The following is a 21,284-nucleotide window of genomic DNA, read 5'->3' on the forward strand; positions in this document are numbered from 1 at the left end:
TTACGGCAAGCTCTTACTCCACACTCTTACTGCACTTTCTTACTGTACACTCTTACTGCACACTCTTATCCACCACGACCTGTAACTGTAACTTTGGCCGATATCATTACTTGTCCGACTTTCCCGGCTGTGTCTTGGTCTGGAGATAATGATCAATGCCGTCCAGAATGCGTTCTAACCCGAAATCAATGTCATTGCCAATCGGATTCACTTCCTCGTTGTCTTCCGTATAGACCCCCGACATCACAACCGGATACAGGAACGGAAACCGATCCGGCTTCATAAGCTGTTTCAGCGCTGCCGTATAATCGATTCCACTGAACTGTTCCGGGGTGGAGCCTGCCTGTATGGCGCGATCCATATCCCGCTGCATCATGCCGCTTGATCTGGCGTAATTGCTTAATAAGAGAATCAAAGACATCCGCTCATAATCATTTAGCGGGAGATCCGTCATGAACCGCAGACCCCAATCGATAAATCGCAGATTGTTCGGCGTAATGGGAATACCCGTAATCGGAATGTCTCCAAACCAGGGGTGATCCCGAAATACCTGCATCGTCGATTTGACGTAGGCCCGCATATTCTCGCGCCAGTCGGCAGAATCTTCCGGCGGAATGGGAATATCGCACGCGGCGTTCTGCATTAGCAGCAAAAGGTCGTCCTTGCTGGAAATGTACCGGTACAGCGACATGGCGGTAAAACCCAAGGAGGACGCGATTCGATTCATGGAGACAGCGGAAAGCCCTTCTTTATCGGCGATATCGATAGCCGTCTCCACAATCTGCGACAGGCTCATCTCCCGTTTCGGTCCCCGCTGCGGCGGCTTTACCAATCCCCAGCTAAGAGCCGCCCCTCTGGGCAGCTTGGATCCAATATCCGAATCCATACTCTGATCGTTTGACATAAACAGTGTATCCTTTCTGCATCCTAGCTTCTGATGTCATCGATAATTGTTTATATTATAAACAGTATATCATATATGCTCATCCTTATGTACTGGGTGCATATAAGCATCAGTGCGAGGATACCGACTTGACCCACGTATACTCAATCATGTGACAGATGCATCAAAATGTTGACCAGCTTCCCGAACGGATCGCGGACAAAAAAGCGTCTTACTCCCCAAGGCTCATCAACCGGTCCATATTCAATGGAAAAGTCTGCCCGCCTCATCGCATCCAGCACAGCCTCTAGCTCATCCACTTCGATCGACAGATCCGGGACGGGCGTGCCGCTGCCTCCCTCGGAAGCAAAGCTGATCTGTATGCTCATCCTCTCCTGCGAGCCATAAGTGGTGAGCCAGCCATGATCCATTAACATATCCAGACCCAGCACATCTTGATAAAACGTCTTGGCTGCGGCGATATCCTTCGTTGCGACATTTGCGACAATGCGTTTAACTCCCAACTTATACTCCTCCATTCATCATGACTAAAAATATCATTACATCTACGTTATACACGCCATCATGTAAAATACATAACTAAAGTGTAACAAATATTCCCAGCTAAAAAAAGCTGTTAAGATTTACTCAACAGCTGATTCGTTAGCTTCCCCTATCCCTTCGTTCCGCCCTGCAGCCCGAAGCCCTTGGACATGAATTGCTGGGAGAGAATATACATGATGATTGCCGGGATGGCGTACAGCACCGAGAAGGCGGCCAGGCTGCCGTAATCGACCATGCCATACTGCCCGAAGAACTGATAGAGCTTCAGGGAAGCCGGGAATTTCTCAGGCGACTGCAGCAGAATATACGGGACGAAGAAATTGCCCCAACTGCCCGAGAAGGTAAATATCGCCACCGTACAAATACCCGGAACCATCAGCGGTGCCACGACCTTGCGCATTCCCGTAAACACCGAAGCCCCGTCCACCCAGGCGGCTTCCTCCAGATCGCTCGGCACGGAATCCATGAAATTCTTCATCATCCAAATCCCGTATGGCATGGATGACGCTACATAGAACAAGATGACGCCCAAAATATTGTCATACAGCTTCAGCCCCAGGAACAGCTGGTAAACAGGCACCATCACAGCCGTAATCGGGAGCGATGTCATAAACAGAATGGTCAGCATAAAGGGTTTCTTATATTTCATCTGATAACGGGATAGCGGATAAGCTGCAAGCAGCGCCAGAAGAACAACCAATACGGCTTGGCCAAGCGACATCACCAGACCAATCAGGTAAGCGCGCTGGTTCTCGCTGCTGGTAATCACCTCAACATAGTTAGCGCCGGTAACCTTGCTGGGCATCTTCAGCGATTGCATCGCATTCGGATCGACGGAAGCCACGAGAACCCAGAGCAGCGGCAGCACAAAGCAAATGCCGATCCCCGTAAGGATCGCGTACGGCAGAATACGATACATTAATTTACGTTGTTTGGCATTCATATGATCTCACCTCTGGTTACTCTTTCATCGACCTGATATACAGCAGGCTTAAGACAATCCCGATCAGCAGCAGCAGCAGCGAAATGGCGGTTCCATAGCCTAATTGATAGTTCACAAATGCCTGATTGTACATGAAGATCGGCAGGGTCGTCGTAGAATTGCCCGGACCGCCCCCGGTCATCGCATAGATGAGTCCGAACACCCCAAGCGTCTGCAGCGTAACCAGCATCATGTTGGTTGTAATGGTGCTTTTAATGTACGGAATAATGATACGCGTGAAGATTTTCCACTTGGAGGCTCCATCCACCACCGCCGCTTCCTCAATTTCGTTAGGAACATCATCCAGCGCAGCTTGAAATACCAGCATCGAGAAGGCCGTACCGTGCCAAATGTTCGCAAGAATGATCGTCAGCATCGGGACGGTAAACAGCCAGGTCACTTCCGAAAATCCAAAAAAAGTGATAATTGCATTGAGCGTGCCCTCATCCCCGAAGAAGCTGTACAAGCAAAGAGCGCATACAATCTCGGGCGTCACCCAGCCCGCAAGCACAATCGTTCCAATCACTCGCCGAAAAGTCTTGTTCCTCTGCTTCATCAGCAGGGCGATCAGAAATCCCAGCACCTGCTGCCCGATCACCGCCGAGCCGATAAGGAAAACCAGCGTGTTCCATATACTGATTCGAACCGTGGGGTCCTGGAACATCCGGGCATAGTTGTCAAGGCCGATAAACTTAAGCTCCCTCGCCGCTTCGCCGGTTAACGCCAAGTTGGTGAAAGAATAGAAGAATGTTAACAGAATCGGATATATAAAAAACACGAGCATAATCGCGATTGAAGGAAGCAAAAAAAAGAGCCAGGTATACGTTTTTCTTCGTTTCGGGTAAACGTCCACGGACAGACTGCTCATGTGTCTTCTCCTTCCATGCAGTTGATCTGAAAAACCGCTTGCCCAAGCCTCCGCAATGAATGGAGCGCTTGAGCAAGCCGGTTCTGTGTGTATATCGATTATTTCTCCACGATATGATCCGCTCCGACAATGCGGGTAACGTCCTGCGCATATTTATTCATGGCATCCGCAGGCGACGTTCCCGTTGCCACGGACTCTACCATCGTCTGGATCTGTGTCGACACTTCCGGATACTTCTCCTGCGCCGGTCTGAACTCTGCATTCTGCAGGTATTCGGTCGCGATTTCGTTAAACGGCATTTTTGTATATTCCGGATCCTTGGCAACATCGGCACGTACCGTGATATTCCCTGAGGACATAACAAGCTTCTGCGTATTATCCTTGTTTAGCGCATATTTGATAAATTCCCAAGCCTCGTCTTTGTTCTTGGAATTGCTTGGAATCGACAGCGCCCACCCTCCGGCCAGCGTAATGGACCCAGGGTCCTGCCCTTGGCTGGTCGGCACCGGCGCGAAGCCGAGCACATCTTTGTATTCAGGCCATGGCGCCGCGCCTGATTCCATATAGTTGCCCGTAATCCATGAGCCATCAAGTGAAATCGCCAGCTTGCCCTGCGGAAGGTATTCACGGGAAGCCGTGTTGCCTGCCTGGCCGTTCAATACTTTGGAGAGCGGCGGTCCGAGTTTCTCCTTATTAACCGTCTCCACAAAGGTCAGCGCATCGAGAATGCCCTGGCTTTTCGTAATCCATTTGCCGCCGGCATCGTCATACAGTCTTTCGCCTGTTCCGTAGAGCAGCATTTCATAGGTTTGCATGGAGGTTGCTTCGCCTGTAGCCTTGCCCATGTTCATCCAGATCGGCACAACGTCAGGCGCCTTCTCCTTGATCGTTCGCGCAGCGCTTAAGACCTCCTCCCAGTTCTTAGGCTGCCAATCCTCCGGAAGACCTGCTTGTTTGAAAATGTCTTTGTTGTACCAGAGGCCCCTGGAATCCGTATTGTACGGTACGCCGTACACCTTGCCATCGCTAGCGGTAACCCCCTTCTTCATCGCTTCAATGAAGGAACCGTTGCCCCAGTCTTCCCATGCCGCCAATTTATCGTCAAGCGGTTCCAGATAGCCTGCGCTTGCATCAGAGTTCAGGATAAAGGTATCCTCTGTCACAATATCCGGCGCCGTATCTTTGGACTTGAGCGCCAAGGCCACCTTGGCAAAATAATCGCCTTCCGATGCCTGAATCGGTGTCGGCTTAATCTCTACGCTTTTGTCGGAGTAACTTGCCGATAGTTCCTTGAGCCATTTATAGAACGCTCCGTTCTCGCCGATTCCGTCATCCCGAAACGTCACGGTAATGATTTTCTTGGCTGTCTCTCCATCCTTTCCCGGCTCCGGATCGCCGGTATCGGCTGGGGTTCCCTTACCCCCGGTACAACCGAATAACAAAGAAACGCTTAATAAAGCCGTCGTTACTAGCCAAAAACCCCTCTTGCTTGACTTCATACGAATCCCTCCTTTTGGCTGCAGCAATTTGATATATTATCCAAATTTTGTATACGCTTACGAGAGCGTATATATAACTCTATTTTGAAAATAGTGGGGATATTCGGAACTTTTTTTCGTAACAAATAGGCCGCTCAATATGAAAGCGACCTATAACAGCCATTCTTCTGCATTTTCTCATCATATTCTTTATTTTCATAACAGGATATGCAATCAACTAATTACCAGAAATAGAAAATATTAATATATAAATGTGAGTCTATTGATTGATATTAAGTTCCTTCCTATTTAGGTCTTTACTTTTGCTGGAAATCCAATTATATTTGTATGCACAAACAATTAAATGAACATACTGGACTGGAACCATACCAGTAATAACCTATGCCATTGGAGGTATACCATCCATGAGTGACCGCTTGATTTTTTTGTTGGCTTTATTCTCGGTAACAGGATCGGGACTCATAGCCGGGCTGTTCTTCGCTTTCTCGTCTTTTATAATGACAGCACTGGCCCGGATTCCCAATGAACAGGGGATTCATGCCATGCAGTCCATCAATGCAACCATTCTCAATCCTTTGTTCGGCACATTGTTTACAGGCACTGCATTAACCAGTATCGTGCTTGCGGTCTTATCCATCATGCGCTGGGGGGAACCCGGCTCGTTGTACTTGCTTGCCGCCAGCCTGCTTTATTTAGCGGGATTCATCGTAACGATGGCGTTCAACGTCCCGCTAAACGACGCACTGGCCGCGGTTGACCCAGGTAGCGGTGCCGGAGGCGAGGTATGGATTAACTACCTGAGACGCTGGGTGCCATGGAATCATGTACGAACCATCACTTCTTTAGGGGCGATGATCCTGTTTGTTTTTGCCATACGGCATCTCCCTTAAGACGGGATCACGGGAATGGGGCGGCTATAATCCATAATCTTTGAATGCCTCCCCATCGTACCACATGTTATTAAATGCCGATTCAAAACTTGCGCCTGTCGCTTCATCCTGAATGATCACGGCAATATCATCGTTCTCTTCCACGGCCGACTGGAAGTAATTGAATGAACCCACTTCCACCTTCGTTATCGTCAAGCAAAATTCATGCATCTGTGGGTATAACGCCCACCGCTTGTTTGATAAAATTGTACAATTCTCCGTCCATCCCATAGGATAATGCATCATCCGGATACTCCGCATAGTACTGCTCTGCTGAATGAATAAACTCTTCATTTATATGAACCCATGACGACATCTTTTCACTCCAAATCTTCGCCAATATCCTCACCTCGTCCTCATGTGGTGCCATGCCCTTCTCATATAACCTTCGAAATTCGGAAAGAAGCCGAGCCCCTTCAGCCTGCAATTCCTCCAGTTCGTTTTCTTTCACCAAGCTGAACCATTTCTTCATCTCTTCGGATTGCGGTGCTTTAAAATGCCGACTCTCCGTCATCCTCATCAACAGAATCGCCATCAATAAACGCTCACTAGACACGTGTTCTCCTGATAGGAACAACTTATCGATTCCCTCGATTCGACTACGCAGCTCCGTCAAAAATTCGATTTGATCGTTCAATTGAGCGAGCTGAATATCCATCATATCTCTAAGAGAATGTCCCGATTCATTCATGGTTAATTTGATATCCTCCAATGAGAATCCTAACTGCTTCAAGGTCATGATTTGATGCAGTTTAACTACGTCGTCTTCGGTATAGAGACGGTGACCCGCTTCCGTATTTTCCGAGGGGGAAAATAGCCCGATTTGATCATAATGGTGCAGCGTTCGAACGGTTATCCCTGTGCGCTTCGCAAGTTCACCGACTTTCCAATTTCGCTTACGGATACGATCCCCTCCCAAGAATAGTTGAACGACTCGACTCAATCATAATGTAAGAAGCTTTGTTCCCCCTTGCACCTGACGCTACGTCAGGAATTATACTGCAAATAATACGATCCAACTACTTTTCAACAGTAAATACCATCAGAAAGGACTATAGGATACAATGCAGAATGGAAACTTCGTACTACAAACTTTAGCCTACAATCATCAAGTGCGCATTTTGTTTGTAGAGAATACTGAAATTCTTAACGATATGTGCCATCCCCCGTCGATGCACAAACTGCTCAAAACAGCATGGGGACAAACCATAACCTCCGCTTGTCTGATTATAGGAACATTAAAAGACAATCAAAGATTAAGCTTAAAAATCAAGTTTAGTAATGCGCGTCATAAAATGTTTGCTGATGTAGACAGCATGGGGAATGTACGGGGATACCTCAGTGATGAACTGGTACACATAACCCCGGATCAGCTGAATCATATACATCTTAAACAAATAGTCGGTGATAAGGGCAGCATTCATATAACGAAGGATTTAGGCATGAACAGCTTGTTCACCGGAATTACGGATATGCCTTATCGTAACATCATAGATGACTTGTCACATTACTATCAACAAAGCGAACAAACATCCACCGATTTCTACAGTTATATCCAATTTAATGAGAACGATGAAATTGTTTTAAGTAGAGGTATCATGGTTCAGCTTCTTCCCGGCTGCCCCCCGCATCGGATTCAGCAGATAAAAAAGGAGCTCCGAATGCATCAGTACATTTTGGCGGATAAATCCAACGGTCTCATGGAAATACCCGGCAAGATTTTCAAAGACATAGAGATTGTCGGGAATATCCCGATTCAACATTTCTGTGGCTGTTCAAAAGAAGTGTTATACCCCATACTTCATTCACTAGAAAAGAAAGATTTGAAGTACGCTGTTATGAAAGCAGAACCGATTGAACTTGTCTGCCATATTTGCGGCAGCAAATACGATTTCGAACCCCATGAAATTGCCGGACTCCTCTAGCTCTCTTCATGGGCACACCAAGATCTAAACAAACTTTCTAACAGAAAACCCATACCAAATCTACCGATTCTTCATTAGATATACTATCAATCTAGTAAAGGCGGTGGAGATATGGGGATTCTTACGATAGATAAGTGGAATCACGCATGCCAACTTGACACTTCAGCCAAGCCGCGTCGTAACATCGGATGGATTTCAAGCAATTGGAGCGGATACAGCGTCACAGGAAAAAAAGGGGCCTTCAAACGGATATCCGCCAAATGGAATGTGCCGTTTGTTCGTCCAAGCCGTTCAGCGACCTATTCCTCTGCATGGATCGGAATCGACGGGTTCCGCAACAGCAATCTGATACAGACCGGAACGGGTCATGAATTCATAGACGGTAAGGCTTACTATTATGCATGGTGGGAGATTCTCCCCGCCTCGGTTACGATCATTCCGCTGCCAATTCAGCCGGGGGATCGGATGCATGCCAGCATCAGCAAGCGCAGCGGTTCTAACTGGTTAATCTGCCTTCGAAACGTATCACGAAATTGGATCTTTCGAACACTACAACGTTACAATGGTCCACAGACCTCGGCGGAATGGATCGTCGAAGCGCCGCAGGTCAATGGGGCACTTGCAACAATGGCACGGTTATCGCCTGTCGCCTTTTCCTGCTGCCGCGTCAATGGGAAAAGTCCAAAACTCACAGCCGATGACGGAGGCATTATGCTTCAGAATTTAAGCGTTACTTCCATACCTTCCAATCCGAACAGGGCAGGAGACCGGTTCGTTGTCAAAAGTGTTCCTCAATAGAGACATGACCTTCAGGCAGCGTCAAGGATGATCCTCATGATGATACGAAGCAGCTGTAAACCCCATAACCAACAACAGCCGCTGCATACCGGAAAAGTCCGGCATGCAGCGGCTGTTTCTTTATCATGATTCGTAAACCTGTTTTCCCTTGAACAGTGCGGCCCGGCGCCGTGACCGTCTGGCAACGGCTTCTGCGGAGCAGCTGGCTTCTACAATCACCGCGTCCGCCGCATCCCCGACGTTAGGCCAGGCATAGCGGCCGTCCTGGTCTAACGGCGTCACGCCTCCCGTAATAAACCCGAGAGCCTGTCCGAGGGAACGCTCATCGGACATATGGAAGCGTTCGGCCAGCAAGCCCGCTTTGTCCAGATTATCCCCTTTGCCGAACGGGGACCAATGGTCCATTATGCTGTCTTGCCCAAGAGAGATGTCTACACCACGGCGGTGCAGCTGCGGAATCGGAATGGTTCGGCCAAGCGGTACGGAAGAGGTGACCGAAATGCCCAGATCCGCCAACCGAATCGCCACCTCATCTACTTCGCTTGGTGAGACATCCGCGAAAGCCAGCGCATGGCTGAGCGTGACTCTCCCATTCCAACCCGCCTCTTCCGTAAGGTCAGCCACGCGCTTAAAGGTGTTCAGCCCAACATGTGACGACTCATGCAGGTGCAGGTCAATGCCGGCGTTGGCTTCAACAGCCAGCTCCATCACGGTGTTCAGTGATTTCTCCATGTTCTCATCCACCATTGTAGGATCCAAGCCCCCAACCAGCGCTGCGCCGTTTCGGAGCGCATCCCTGACCAGGGATACGGACTGGCTGCGAAGCAAGCCGTGCTGAGGAAATGCTACAATCTCAACAAAAGCTTTTTCCCTGTATCCTTCAACCGCCTGCAAGGTGGCCTCTAAATTTCTCAAGCCGACAACAGGATCCACATTGCAATGGGAGCGGATATGCGTAGACCCGTAGCGCAGCAACAGGTCAAGCAGTCCCTCCGCTCTTTCCTTGGCGGTAGGAAGAAGCTCCGGAAGCAGCCTCTCTTCCTCCTCGATTCGGCTGAAGATCCCATGAGCCGGACGTCTCGGTGCCTTCCATGGGCCTCCATAATAGGTTTTGTCCAGGTGGATATGCATATCCCTAAATGATGGGAGCATCAGATCCCCGTTCATGTCCCGTGTCGGCAATAACGTATCAGGCAAAGCATCCGCAGGGCGGATCTCGGAGAAAGCCTCATTCTCTATTTTCACATGAAAAAGTCCCGTTTCGGTTCCGATCACGACGTCATCCTCGTAGCGATAACCCGTCTCCAGACGGACATGCAGCAGCCAATATGCATTACTCTGTTCGATCATAGTGTTCATCCCCTTCTCGTTTATACCTGCCTTCTATTTGCCTCGCTCTTCGTTTACAGCGTCCAATAAGATGCGCTCGATCTCTTGGTATCCCCGCTCCCTGGCATGCTGCAGGGGAGTTACGCCATTCCCGTCGGGAAGCCCAGCGTCCGCCCCATGCTCCAGCAGCAGCTTCACGATGCGCTGATAATGCTCACTGCCGTCACCGAGAATGACAGCCTCAAGCAGCGCGGTCCAGTTCAAGTTATTAATATGGTTCACATCGATGTCGGTCCGGGTCAGCAGCTCTTGAACAATCTCTACATGTCCGCGGTCGGAGGCCGGTATGAGAGCCGTCCCGCCAAAACGGTTGGTCAACGTCACATCCGCATCGGCTTCGATCGCCAACCGCAAAATTTCCACCATTCCTTCTGCACCGGCATACAAAAATACATTATTTAGTTGCTTATCTCGAATATTGATATCAGCGCCAGCCTGGATCAAAGCCTCTACCGTTCCGACATGATTGTGGTAGGTTGCAGCCATTACCGCTGTTCTTCCCTGCTCATCCGTCGCATTGATGTTTGCGCCGGATTGAAGAAGCTGGCGTACTTGCTCCGTATTGCCTTGCTCGGCATATTCAATGAGTTCATGATCCATATTCTGCACCTCTTCTTTCTCCAGATTAGGTTGACAGGCCGACAGGAGAAGGATTAATAGAATCGCTGATAAACGCAGCACTCGATGCTCCCTCCTCTTTCTATCGTGTATATTGGTATGCTAACATGAGACAGAACCATATGAAAAATACTTAAAAAATTGAATTCACTAAGGTTTTTCATATACAAGGAGGATTGTTTCAACCTATGGACATCAGACAGCTCCGGTATTTTATTGCCATCGTGGAGGAAGGTACGATCTCGCTTGCCGCCAACCGGCTTCATATTTCCCAGCCGCCCCTCAGTCAGCAGCTGAAAGCGATGGAGGAAGAGCTCGGGTCCGTCTTGGTATATCGTAGAGGCAAGCGGCTCGAAATCACCGAATCAGGTAAAACGCTATATAAATATGCGCTCCAGATGACCCAGCTCATGGAAGAGGCCAAAGCCGAGGTTAAAGAGGTCGGGAACGGTGATAAGGGCGCACTGAGTCTTGGCATCAATACATTATCTTCGGTAGAACTGCCGTCATGGCTGCAGGAGTTCAAAGCAAGATATCCCCAAGTTTCATATAAAATTCAGCAGAACGAGTCGTATCAGCTCTGTGAGCTCGTGAGAAACCGGTCGCTCGAATTAGCGATCGTCCGCCTGCCGCTCGAATTGGATGATTTCTCGATCCTTCATCTGCAGACGGAGCCTTTTTATATGCTCACCTCTGAGCCATCCATCGAACAAGAGATAACCCTCCCTCATATTGCGCAGTATCCGCTCATTCTGCCAAGCACGGAAGGGCTGGGCGTGTATTATACGATCCAGATGGCATTCTCGGAACAGAAACTCCAGCCGAACATCGCAGCCGAATGCTCCGACATTTCGCTGCTGCTGCGTTTGGTCGCTTCGGGTTTTGGCGTGGCGATCGTTCCCGAAACGCTGGTCAAGCAGCACTTGCCTGCTTCTGTTCATGCTTACAAAATCAAGGACACCCCGGCTGCGGCTTCCACAGCCTTGATCTGGCTGAGAGATCATCACGTCTCCAGAACGGCTCTGAACTTCATTGACTTGTTGACAAGTGCCCTATAACTACTTACTGCTTCCATAAACGGCCCCTCATAAAAAAGAAGACAGAGCTAATGAAAGCTCCGTCCTCTGGGAAGAATTTATAGCTGTTATCTTGTCCGATACAATGAACCAGCAGCCTCCTGCTCCTGCTTCTGTCCTTGGGAGTGAAGATACAGCTCTTCATAATACCCATGGGAGTCCAGCAGTTCCTGATGCGTGCCTTCCTCCACGATCCGGCCTTTGCTCATGACTAAAATCCGGTCTGCCCCCATGATGGTAGATAGGCGATGGGCAATGACTAGGGTCGTTCGCCCCTCGGCCACGAGTTGCAGCGCGTTCTGGATCAGCTGCTCCGTGTGTGAGTCCAGATTGGCGGTTGCTTCGTCAAGAATGAGAATCTTGGGCTGGAATACGATGATCCGGGCAAAGGAGATCAGCTGCCGCTCACCGGCGGACAAGCCGCTGCCCCGCTCCGACAACCGGGTATCATAGCCTTCCTTCATCCTCATGATGATCGAATCCGCACCGATAAAGCGGCAAGCCTCGATCACCCGTTCCCTCGAGATGGTCTCATCGAACAACCGTACATTGTCCAGTACCGTGCCGGAGTAGAGATACGGCTCCTGCTGAACAAGGCCTACCATCCGGTGCAGATCAGACTGTGCCAGCTCCCTAATGTCGATTCCATCAATCCGAATGCTTCCTTCGTTCACATCATAGAAACGGCATAGGAGACTGATGAGTGAGCTTTTTCCCGCTCCGGTGGTTCCGACGATCCCGATCATCTCTCCGGGTTTGATATGGAGATCCAGGTCCTGAATGACCGGCGCCCCGCCTTCGTAACCGAACGTAATCCGGTCAAAGTCAACGCGTCCCTCAACTTTTGCTTTCTCAATAGTCACCGGCTTGCGTTGATCGGTAACCTCAGGCTGAATCGCCAGGAGGCCCCATATCCGGTTAATCGCCACCGTTGCCGATTGCAGCGTATTCCACTGCTGGGTGATCGTGTTGATCGGCTGGAAGAATAAACGGATATACGTTATAAAGGCATACAGCACGCCGAACTCCAGCGTTGTCCCCAGGACGGCTTGTCCACCGAGCCACGTCACGAACGCAATCGCCAAGTTGTTCAAAATTTCGTAGGAGCGGTTAAACAGCACATTCGTCCGGATCTCCCGAATATTGGCCTTGAAGTAAGAGCCGTTCCGTTCCTCGAACTGCTTCTCCTGCTCCTTCTGTTGATGGAAAACTTGAATCAGGTTCATCCCCGAGAGATTCTCGGCCACAAAGGCCACCAGCCGGGATAACCGCGTTCTGGCCATCTGATAGGTGTGGCGCATATAACGCCGGAACGCAATGGCGATTCCTGCAATGATCGGCAGCAGGATCAAGCAGTATAAGGTCAGCGTGACATCCAGCTGGAACATCAAGACCAGAATGAAGATCAAGGTGAAGCCGTCGCGGAACAGGCTGAGCAGCACCTGGTTAAAAAATTGATTAATCGCTTCGGTATCACTGGATACATGCGTAATCAAGCTGCCGCTCGGCACTTTATCGAAATAAGACATCGACAGCTTGGATATATGGGCAAACAGCCGTTTGCGAATGCTCGCTACAATGCTCTGCCCCGCCTTTTGCAGCAAATTATTTTGCAAATAGGTGAACACCATACTGAGCAGCGATAACAAAAAATAGATACCACATATGATCATCAGGCTCCGAAAATCGTTCTTGCCGACCATCAGATTATCATCGATTGCGATTTTCATCAGGTACGGCTGCAGCAGCTCTGCCGATATGGCAATCAAGGTGCAGCCGATAAACCCGGCAAAGATCAGCCGATATTCCTTCATATAACCCGATAAAGCACGAAATGTGGATATATATTTGGGCTTGGACTGAGGAGCATTCAGATCCGCCTTCTGGTCCAGCTGCCAATTGTTAATGGCCTGTGCCATGATGCTTCATCCCCTCTTCCTGAATGTCATGCAGCGTTCGGTACAGTCCATCCTTCGACAGCAATTCTTCATGCGTACCCCGCTGAACGATCTCTCCCTGATCCAGGACGATGATCTCATCGGCATGTTTCAATGCACTGATCCGGTGGGCAATAATGATCGTGGTCTTCCCAGCGCGGATATCGCGAATCGTCTCCATAATTTCGGTCTCCGTCACCGCGTCGACGGCGCTTACGCTATCATCCAGAATGAGGATAGGTGCATCCTTAATCATCCCCCGTGCAAGGCTTGTCCGTTGGCGCTGTCCTCCGGAAAGCGTAATGCCTCGCTCCCCTAAGCGGGTTTCGAACTTATCCGGAAACTCCGCGATGTTGTCATATACGCGTGCTTTTCGCGCTGCTTCCTCAACGACAGCCGGCTCCGTGTCCCGTTTATAGAAGGCAATATTCTCGCGGATGGTCGAGCTGAACAGGAAGCCGTCCTGGGGAACATAGGCGATCCCTTCGCGCAGGCTTTTTAATGTAAGTTTCCGAATATCCACGCCCCCGATCAGCACTTTCCCCGGAGGCGGATCGTAGGTGCGCAGCAGCAGCTTCATCAGCGTAGTCTTGCCGCTTCCCGTTCGGCCAATGATGCCCAGCGTCGATCCTGGCGGAACATCCAATTGAATGCCGCGCAGAACCTGTCTATTCCCCTCCTCTTGACCATTCACATCATCATAGGAGAAGGATAAATCACGCACTTCGATGCCTGGAATCTCCTGATTCAGCGCCTTGGCGCCAGGCAGTTCCTTAATGTCGGCCTGCTTGCCAAGCAGGTCGTTCAATCGGTCAAGCGAAGCTCTCGCGCGCTGAACGACATTAATGACATTGCCGATCTGCTGCAGCGGATTCATCAGCATGCGAATGTAAAGCGTCAATGCGACAAAGTTTCCGACCGTAATGCGGCCCAGAATCGTCAGGTAACCGCCGAATAAGAGGGCGATAATGAGTGAGGTGGCACCCAGAAACGGAATGATCGATTGAAAGAGCGATGACACGCGAACCAGCCGCAGCTGCTTGTCCCGGATGCGGTCCACCGTCGTCCCAAAGCGCCGTTTCATCGTGTCTTCCACCGCGAACTTCTTGGTGACACGGATCCCGCCAAACTGCTCCTCTGCGGATTCCGTCATCAAACCCAGCGCTTCCTGAACCTGCAGCGATCTTCTCCTGATAATCGGCCCGAGCCAAACGACAATTACCGGAATCAGCAGCAAGGGAGCGATGCTCGCAGCCACCAGATACAGCGGTACGTTCGTTATTAGCAGCATGACGATCGTGGAGACCAGAAGGATGGAGGAGTTTGCCGTCTGATTGATCCCCATCGAGATCGCTTCTCTTACTGTCGTCACGTCATTCATGAAATAACTTAGCAGCTTGCCAACGCCATTCTTGGAATAAAATCGCTCGCTGAGCCCCGTAAAGTGGACAAACAATCGGCGCCGGTTCATAAATTCGAAATACCGTCCCGTGTACATCACCAGAAACTGGCCGATGCCGCCGATGATGGCAAAGCCGACACCGATGCCCAGCAGCGTCCAACTGTACTGCACGATACCGTCGACAGACAATAAACCATCCTTCAGTTCATCCGTGAAATTGCCCAGCACCCTCGGGAAATTAACGTGAATGATGTTAGCAACCAAATGGCAGCAAACCGACAATACATAAAACGGCCACGTCTTCCTGAAAAAATCTCCGAGTATTCGATGAGAGTCCAATGTCCTATATCACTTCCTGTCCCGTTGTTGGATTGATTAGTCCGTTACGTTTTCCTCCTTCCATACGTTTGCTGTGATACTCTCATATTAATAGGTTCTAGAAATAAATCGGTCCTCCTTCCTGAACGGCCATATGATTTATTCAAATTTAGACATACTAGAGTAACAATAATCGATGTAATTTCACTCCAATCATCTAAAGAAAAAAGCCGCAAACCTCGGTCGCGACTTTTTTAAAAAGGTGTTCCTATGGATGACATGGATGACGCTATCCTGATTTTCGGCTCACGCTCACACGGCCAACCAAGGTGCCGGCTCGCCCGAATAGGTCAGCGATAGCTTATGCATGGCCCGGGTACAAGCAATGTAGAGTAAGCTTCGATCCATCTCGGAACGATAGTTTTCGGCGTCCGCAAAAGGAACGATAACCTGATCGAATTCCAGGCCCTTGGCCATATGGGCGAAGGTGATCGTAATCCCATCCTGAAAGCGGTCGCTGCTAAAATCGAGCAGATTCACGCTGCCCCCAAGCTCTTTGATGAACTCATACACCTGCCGGGCCTGTGAAGATGTTTTGCATAGGATCCCCATCGTCTGCATTCCGGAATCTAAAAAGTGACGGCTAAGATCTTGTATGAACTCCAGTTCCTGCTGGGCGTCACGACACCGGATCACCTGCGGTTCTTCTCCATGCCGCTCCACGGGAATCATGGTGCTGCCCGGATGGATCCGCTTCGCAAGTCCCATAATCTCCAGCGTGGAGCGATAGCTTTTTAACAACTCAATCGTATCGGCATGTGGAAACACGCCCTTGATATCATGCAGTGAAGTGGACGTATATACGTTGACCGACTGATTGCTGTCCCCAAGAATCGTTTTTTTGCACGAAAACCATCTGGAGAGCACGGCATATTGAATGGGTGTATAATCCTGCATTTCATCGACCAGCAGATGCTTCACCATATCGTATGACGTGCTTCCCTCCAAATACATATTGAGATACAGCAGCGGAAAAACGTCTGCATACTCGATCATTTTCCTTCCTTTCATGACGAACATGTCCGGTATGTTCCTATACGAGAAGAATTCCTTGTACATGCTGAGTGCATTTTGAAATTTGAACATTTTCTTGATCGCGGTTTTGACCTTTTTGGCTTCTGCCGCAGTCAGTCTCTCTCCATCCTCTGTACGAACCCGGCCTGACAGGATGGAGGCCGTCTTCTCCAAGCGCTGCCTGAGCGGCATGGTCATGATGCCAAGGTAAATGTCCCTGATCTCCGAAGCCAAAATACATACGCCCTTCAGCTGAATATCCGCAGGCAGGAGGAACTGCTCATCTGCATATTTCATATAAGCCTCCAGCTCGTGTACGAAGTGCATACTGGCCTTATACCGGATCCGTTTAATGACCTGCTCGTCATGGGTGCTCACGATTTCGTTCACCTGTTCGGAGAAGGTCTGAAACTGACATAATCCACCCAGCTCTTTGGCAGCAAGCTCCTCCATCGTAACCTCCATGATTTTCTCTTCGCCAAGCTCTGGCAGAACGTTGGATATATAATCGGAGAACACTTTATGGGGGGATATAATGAGCACGTTGCTGGAAGTCAAGGTCTCCTTATGGCGGTACAATAGAAACGCTACCCTATGCAGAGCCACTGAGGTTTTGCCTGAGCCTGCCGCCCCCTGTATGATCAGCTCATTTGCGGTTTCGTTTCGTATGATGGCATTTTGCTCCTGCTGGATGGTAGCCACAATATTCTTCATCTTCTCGTCCGACGTGCTGCTGAGCTCCTTCTGCAGAACGTCGTCATTGATGTTCATGGAGCTCTCAATCATATATTCCATATGACCGTCTTTGATTTTGTACTGCCTTTTGACGGTAATTTCGCCTTGCATCCTGCCCATGGGCGCTTCATACGACGCAGGACCGACATTGTAATCATAGAACAAGCTTGCCACCGGCGAGCGCCAATCATAGATAAAATGCTCCTGACTCCCTCCGTCCGTGAAAGAATGGATGCCGATATAGTAAGCACCCTCTTCAATCGTTTCATTCGTTCGGAAATCCACCCTGCCAAAATACGGCGAGGCAAGTAGTTTGCGAATCTTTTGCAGCCTGGCCACCGTCTTCTCTCCCGTATCAATCGATAAGGAAATATCAACCCGGTTGGCCGCTCGTTCCGCCGCATCCAATTGGGCCATGTTCACCCACAGATATTTCTTCGCTTCAATGATATCCTTATACGAATCGGACACCTTCCCCTCTAATTCCTCCGATGCTCGATAAAGCTTCTTTAATACAAACTCTAGATATTCCCGCTCTGCGCTTTCGCTTGGATTCAGCATTCGTAAATTCCCCCTCTATGCTAAAGAATAGCTCTAAGTATAGGGGTTTCCCGAAAAAAATATAGACTTATACTTTCCGTTGTAGTATTGTGTATTTATCGTGGGTCCAAAAATACCTATACGATCTACATCAACCATAATGACGATACATAGATGAAAAACCAGGCTGCATGCTGATGCAAACCTGGTTTTTTTATGCATATTACCGCTCGTTTTTTGTCTGGTACAGATACAGTGTAAGCGGGGTGAAAATAGCGATAAACAGCACGCTGACTCCAATTCCGGTCATAATCACAGGCATGGTTGCCGTGCCGTTCATCAGTCCCCTGACGGTGGCTGCCGCCATACTGATCGGATTCAGATCGATGAGAATGCCCGTCCATTTTGGCATCGTCGACGAATCCACCAGAATGTTGCTGGCGAACAGCAGCGGGTATATCGCAATCATGCTGGACCCCGAAACCGTCTCCGGACGTTTGGCCACGACGCCTATCAGCGCAAATATCCAGCTGACGCTGAATGCAAAAAATAGGATGAAAGCAATGGCGAGTACAATTTGGATGACGCTGCCCTCGGGGCGGAAGCCCAGCGCAAGCCCTGTACCCAGAGCAACGATAACGCCGACCGTATAGCGTAAACCATCCGTCAGGATGGAACCAAGCACGGAGGCGGGCTGCCAAAAGGGCAGCGTTCGAAAACGATTGTATACCCCTTTGGTAATATCCGAGCATATCGTGGTTCCGCTATACACCGTCATAGGAACGACTGTCAGGATCAGAATGCCGGGCAATAGGAATTGAATATAAGCCCCGGTTGACCCGGCCATGGCTCCGCCGAACAAGTAACTAAATATAAGCAGCAGCAGAACCGGCGACAGAACCGCGTCCATCACCAGACCAAATCCGTTATGCTTGGTATGCTGCCAGGTTCTCCACATAAATATTCGAATTGCCGTCAGGGCTTTGGGAGGATCTGTGTCGGCTTGGCGAACAGGCAGCACACCGTCCTTATTCGCTGTATGATGGCTTACTCTCATCACGTGCCCCCCTTCGACTTCGCGTGGGTCTGTGACAGAAAGACCTCGTCCAGACTCGGTTCGCTCAAGGCGAAATATTCAATGGCGAACCCGTTCTTCATCAGCGTACAAAGGGCCTGATTCGCAGCACTTGCATTCTTCACCGGAATCTTATGTACCAAACCACCTCCCACACTTGATTGCGGCTTTGCGGATCGAGGCCAGTTGTCGGCTCATCCAGAAAAATAACGTCGGGCTCGGTAACGATACTTGCGGCAATATCCAGCCGTCTCCGCATCCCGCCAGAGTAACGCTGTACCGCGCGGTCCTTCGCTTCGCTGAGTCCAAAAGATTCGATCAGCTCCTCGCTTACGGATCGAGCTATTTTCGCCGAATAACCGTAAAGTCTTGAAATCAGCATTAAATTCTGAAGACCGGAGAGTCCTTCATCCAGTGCTGCAAACTGGCCTGTCAGGCTAATCTTTCTCCGAACGTTCCGGGCATTGCCCACGACATCAAACCCGGCCACGCTTGCGAACCCCCCATCCGGCTTAACCAGGGTGGATAACATATGGATGGTGGTTGTTTTTCCGGCGCCGTTCGGCCCTAACAAGGCAAACAACTCTCCTTGTTTGACTCGTAGATCAATTCCTCGAACGACCTCCATGCCGTTGTAAGATTTGCGAAGCTCCTTCGTTTCAATGGCGTAAGGCAAGTTTCACAGCTCCTCCTCTTTCTATAAATACCGACCTTCAGGTATGCCATGCTGGCTTATTCTTAAAAATCGTCCAAATGATCACGGACCCAATCAGCAAGCGTTGCTGCTGGCCGCCCCGTGACCTGCTCTACCGTCGGTAATACTGTATAACCGATCTCGGGCGGATTTTTTCCCATTTGCACAAAAAACTCAATCGATTCCTCGTCATAGCCTTGCCCTCTCCATTGATCCCTCGCCTGTTCCTCGGTCAATTCGACAAAGCGGATGTCCTTGCCTATTACCTCGCTTATTATCCGAACCGCTTCCGTTCGCGAGAGGGCTTCCGGTCCCGTAAGGAAATATTCTTGACCATGGTGACCTTCCTCAAGAAGTGCGGCGACGGCAACGCGCGCAATATCGGCTTCATGGACTCTAGCACTCAGCGCATGGCCAAACGGCTCGCGGACAACCCCCTCCGTGCGGATCGACTCCTGCCAATCCACCAGAATATTTGCCATAAATTCGCCTGGCTTCAGCAAGGTCCATTCCATTGCGCTCTCTCGAAGGGCGACTTCGACAGGACCTTCTTCATAGCCCACCAATACCGTTACCCGCTTTATGCCGACCTTCTCGGCAAGCTCAATAATCCGTGGATCCGTCTGCAGGGTCCCATAAGCCTCATCACTGGAGATGATCAAATGCATGGCCGTCACGCCTTGCAGGGCGGGAATCAGGCTATCCGGGTCATTGAGATTCCCGGCAACCATCTGGACGCCCTCCGGTACTTTCGCTCGCTGCGGATTGCGAGAGATCGCTCTTACTTCTATACCTTGCTGAACTAGTTGCTGCACGATGTGCTTTCCAACGGTACCCGTAGCACCTGTTACCAAAATAGTCATAATTGAACTTCCTCCTTGATCGTTGATTTACGATTCATATTTTTGGATTGCTCATCATTCATAACGTTTACGTATTTCCTCCAGCTCCTGCAGCAGGTCTTCTTTCAGTTCCGGCGGGGAGATGATCTCCACCTTGGAACCGTAGCTTAAGATCACCGAGATCCCATAAGCTTTGGTATAAAAAATGGTTTGGACATCAAGAAGTCCTTCGCCGGAGATGAAGGCCTCCGGAAATTGCTCGGTCACCCGCGGTCCGGCGGAAGAATCGAAACGGAGATGAGCCTGTATCCCCTGCACCGCCTCCTGATCCTCCCGCTCCAGGTTTCCTCTTGGGAGGAACGTGTCAGTGGATACTTCAAGACTGGATATGCGCGATACTCTGAAGATTCGTTTTGCCTGCTTTAACAAGCAGTAAGCCTCCAAATACCACACGCCTTGTTCCCAGTACAGCTGGAGCGGCTCCACTTGCCGCTCCGAGCAGCTGCCGGATGTACTCGTATAATAAAGGGTCATCAGGTTCGAGCGTTCAATGGCATTTAGAATGGGCTGTACCCATGCCCGCTCATGTTCCGACGTGCTCATATCGAATAGGATTTGTTCATGACATCCTCCGTTCAACAGGGCGGGCTGCAAGGTTCCGAGCTTCTTCATGATGGTGGTGTATCTCCCCTTCACAGTCCTTTCGATGCCCTTCAAAAGATTGTAGATCGCCAAAAAGTCATCAACGGAGAAGTGCTGCCTCGTCAGATAGAACCCGCTCATCAATTCAAAGCCGCCATCCGCACCGGGATAGGAAGCAACCGGGATTCCAGCCTGATTAATGAGGTCCACATCGCGGTAGATCGTACGAACCGAGACTTCATACCGGGCGGCAAGCGTCGTGGCCGTCACTCTTTTTTTGGTCAACAATTCCATCGTAATGCCTAGCAGCCTGTCGAGTTTCATCGTTAACACTCCTCGCGTGTCGTACTTTTTGACTTCTGAATCGAATGATAAATCATAAATCCTGACATCTAGTATGTCAGGATTAAATATTGTTCCTGTTGGAATGGGGATTATTTGGGCAAGCGAAAGCCACCCGACCTCCAGGCTCACCTTATGCAAGCCCCGAAGCA

21 protein-coding genes are annotated in these 21,284 nt (G+C 49.8%); 4 read left to right on the top strand and 17 right to left on the bottom strand.

Annotation, left to right across the window (positions count from 1 at the left end):
- Window positions 1-106: 106 nt before the first annotated feature.
- The 5 genes from ACOZB4_RS06385 to ACOZB4_RS06405 form a co-directional block, all read right to left on the bottom strand.
- Window positions 107-904, bottom strand: coding sequence for a TetR/AcrR family transcriptional regulator (locus tag ACOZB4_RS06385; protein WP_339267013.1), 798 nt, complete (start codon window positions 902-904; stop codon window positions 107-109).
- Between the two features lie 143 nt (window positions 905-1,047).
- Window positions 1,048-1,407 (bottom strand): VOC family protein, encoded by a 360-nt coding sequence (locus ACOZB4_RS06390; protein ID WP_076324154.1) that lies wholly within the window; start codon window positions 1,405-1,407, stop codon window positions 1,048-1,050.
- A 149-nt stretch (window positions 1,408-1,556) separates the two neighbouring features.
- The gene (locus ACOZB4_RS06395) at window positions 1,557-2,390 is read right to left on the bottom strand and encodes a carbohydrate ABC transporter permease (RefSeq protein ID WP_379406292.1); all 834 of its coding nucleotides are present in this window, start codon (window positions 2,388-2,390) and stop codon (window positions 1,557-1,559) included.
- A 16-nt stretch (window positions 2,391-2,406) separates the two neighbouring features.
- The gene (locus ACOZB4_RS06400; protein ID WP_076324156.1) at window positions 2,407-3,297 is read right to left on the bottom strand and encodes a carbohydrate ABC transporter permease; all 891 of its coding nucleotides are present in this window, start codon (window positions 3,295-3,297) and stop codon (window positions 2,407-2,409) included.
- Between the two features lie 98 nt (window positions 3,298-3,395).
- Window positions 3,396-4,796 (bottom strand): ABC transporter substrate-binding protein, encoded by a 1,401-nt coding sequence (locus ACOZB4_RS06405; RefSeq protein ID WP_379406291.1) that lies wholly within the window; start codon window positions 4,794-4,796, stop codon window positions 3,396-3,398.
- Window positions 4,797-5,200: 404 nt separating this feature from the next.
- Here ACOZB4_RS06405 and ACOZB4_RS06410 point away from each other — a divergent pair, with 404 nt between their 5' ends.
- On the top strand, window positions 5,201-5,686 hold the full coding sequence (locus ACOZB4_RS06410; protein WP_379406290.1) for a DUF1772 domain-containing protein: 486 nt from the start codon (window positions 5,201-5,203) through the stop codon (window positions 5,684-5,686).
- 24 nt (window positions 5,687-5,710) lie between these two features.
- Here the strand turns inward: ACOZB4_RS06410 and ACOZB4_RS06415 are convergent, their stop codons facing one another.
- Window positions 5,711-5,986: a phospholipase D-like domain-containing protein gene (locus ACOZB4_RS06415; RefSeq protein WP_422759506.1), complete on the bottom strand. Its 276-nt coding sequence runs from the start codon at window positions 5,984-5,986 to the stop codon at window positions 5,711-5,713.
- Entirely contained in the window at window positions 5,889-6,668 is a 780-nt protein-coding gene (locus ACOZB4_RS06420; RefSeq protein WP_379406288.1) for a MerR family transcriptional regulator, read from the bottom strand. The genes ACOZB4_RS06415 and ACOZB4_RS06420 overlap by 98 nt, the downstream gene beginning before the upstream one ends.
- 121 nt (window positions 6,669-6,789) lie before the next feature.
- Between ACOZB4_RS06420 and ACOZB4_RS06425 the strand changes: the two genes are divergently transcribed.
- Window positions 6,790-7,650, top strand: coding sequence for an Hsp33 family molecular chaperone HslO (locus ACOZB4_RS06425; protein WP_379406287.1), 861 nt, complete (start codon window positions 6,790-6,792; stop codon window positions 7,648-7,650).
- Window positions 7,651-7,761: 111 nt separating this feature from the next.
- Complete coding sequence (locus ACOZB4_RS06430) at window positions 7,762-8,448, top strand: G1 family glutamic endopeptidase (protein ID WP_379406286.1); 687 nt, start codon at window positions 7,762-7,764, stop codon at window positions 8,446-8,448.
- 123 nt (window positions 8,449-8,571) lie between these two features.
- On the opposite strand, the gene ACOZB4_RS06435 is transcribed toward ACOZB4_RS06430, so the two are convergent.
- Both ACOZB4_RS06435 and ACOZB4_RS06440 read right to left on the bottom strand, forming a co-directional pair.
- Window positions 8,572-9,798, bottom strand: a complete 1,227-nt coding sequence (locus ACOZB4_RS06435; protein WP_379406397.1) for an amidohydrolase — start codon at window positions 9,796-9,798, stop codon at window positions 8,572-8,574.
- A gap of 33 nt (window positions 9,799-9,831) precedes the next feature.
- Entirely contained in the window at window positions 9,832-10,518 is a 687-nt protein-coding gene (locus ACOZB4_RS06440) for an ankyrin repeat domain-containing protein (RefSeq protein WP_379406285.1), read from the bottom strand.
- Between the two features lie 125 nt (window positions 10,519-10,643).
- Here ACOZB4_RS06440 and ACOZB4_RS06445 point away from each other — a divergent pair, with 125 nt between their 5' ends.
- Window positions 10,644-11,513: a LysR family transcriptional regulator gene (locus tag ACOZB4_RS06445; protein WP_215158856.1), complete on the top strand. Its 870-nt coding sequence runs from the start codon at window positions 10,644-10,646 to the stop codon at window positions 11,511-11,513.
- A gap of 86 nt (window positions 11,514-11,599) precedes the next feature.
- On the opposite strand, the gene ACOZB4_RS06450 is transcribed toward ACOZB4_RS06445, so the two are convergent.
- The 8 genes from ACOZB4_RS06450 to ACOZB4_RS06485 all read right to left on the bottom strand — a co-directional run bounded on the left by ACOZB4_RS06450 (window position 11,600) and on the right by ACOZB4_RS06485 (window position 21,114).
- Window positions 11,600-13,450 (bottom strand): ABC transporter ATP-binding protein, encoded by a 1,851-nt coding sequence (locus tag ACOZB4_RS06450; RefSeq protein ID WP_379406284.1) that lies wholly within the window; start codon window positions 13,448-13,450, stop codon window positions 11,600-11,602.
- On the bottom strand, window positions 13,434-15,209 hold the full coding sequence (locus ACOZB4_RS06455; protein WP_379406283.1) for an ABC transporter ATP-binding protein: 1,776 nt from the start codon (window positions 15,207-15,209) through the stop codon (window positions 13,434-13,436). Before ACOZB4_RS06455 ends, ACOZB4_RS06450 begins: the two co-directional genes overlap by 17 nt.
- 291 nt (window positions 15,210-15,500) lie before the next feature.
- On the bottom strand, window positions 15,501-17,558 hold the full coding sequence (locus ACOZB4_RS06460) for a HelD family protein (protein ID WP_379406282.1): 2,058 nt from the start codon (window positions 17,556-17,558) through the stop codon (window positions 15,501-15,503).
- A 202-nt stretch (window positions 17,559-17,760) separates the two neighbouring features.
- Window positions 17,761-18,594, bottom strand: coding sequence for an ABC transporter permease (locus ACOZB4_RS06465; protein ID WP_379406281.1), 834 nt, complete (start codon window positions 18,592-18,594; stop codon window positions 17,761-17,763).
- Entirely contained in the window at window positions 18,594-18,755 is a 162-nt protein-coding gene (locus tag ACOZB4_RS06470) for a hypothetical protein (RefSeq protein WP_379406280.1), read from the bottom strand. The genes ACOZB4_RS06465 and ACOZB4_RS06470 overlap by 1 nt, the downstream gene beginning before the upstream one ends.
- Window positions 18,734-19,288, bottom strand: a complete 555-nt coding sequence (locus tag ACOZB4_RS06475) for an ATP-binding cassette domain-containing protein (RefSeq protein ID WP_379406279.1) — start codon at window positions 19,286-19,288, stop codon at window positions 18,734-18,736. The genes ACOZB4_RS06470 and ACOZB4_RS06475 overlap by 22 nt, the downstream gene beginning before the upstream one ends.
- A 62-nt stretch (window positions 19,289-19,350) precedes the next feature.
- Window positions 19,351-20,169, bottom strand: coding sequence for an NAD(P)H-binding protein (locus ACOZB4_RS06480; RefSeq protein ID WP_379406278.1), 819 nt, complete (start codon window positions 20,167-20,169; stop codon window positions 19,351-19,353).
- 54 nt (window positions 20,170-20,223) lie between these two features.
- Window positions 20,224-21,114: a helix-turn-helix transcriptional regulator gene (locus tag ACOZB4_RS06485; protein ID WP_379406277.1), complete on the bottom strand. Its 891-nt coding sequence runs from the start codon at window positions 21,112-21,114 to the stop codon at window positions 20,224-20,226.
- Between the last annotated feature and the right edge of the window lie 170 nt (window positions 21,115-21,284).

This window comes from Paenibacillus sp. NPDC058898 (assembly GCF_049316025.1).
GTDB lineage: Bacteria > Bacillota > Bacilli > Paenibacillales > Paenibacillaceae > Paenibacillus_AQ.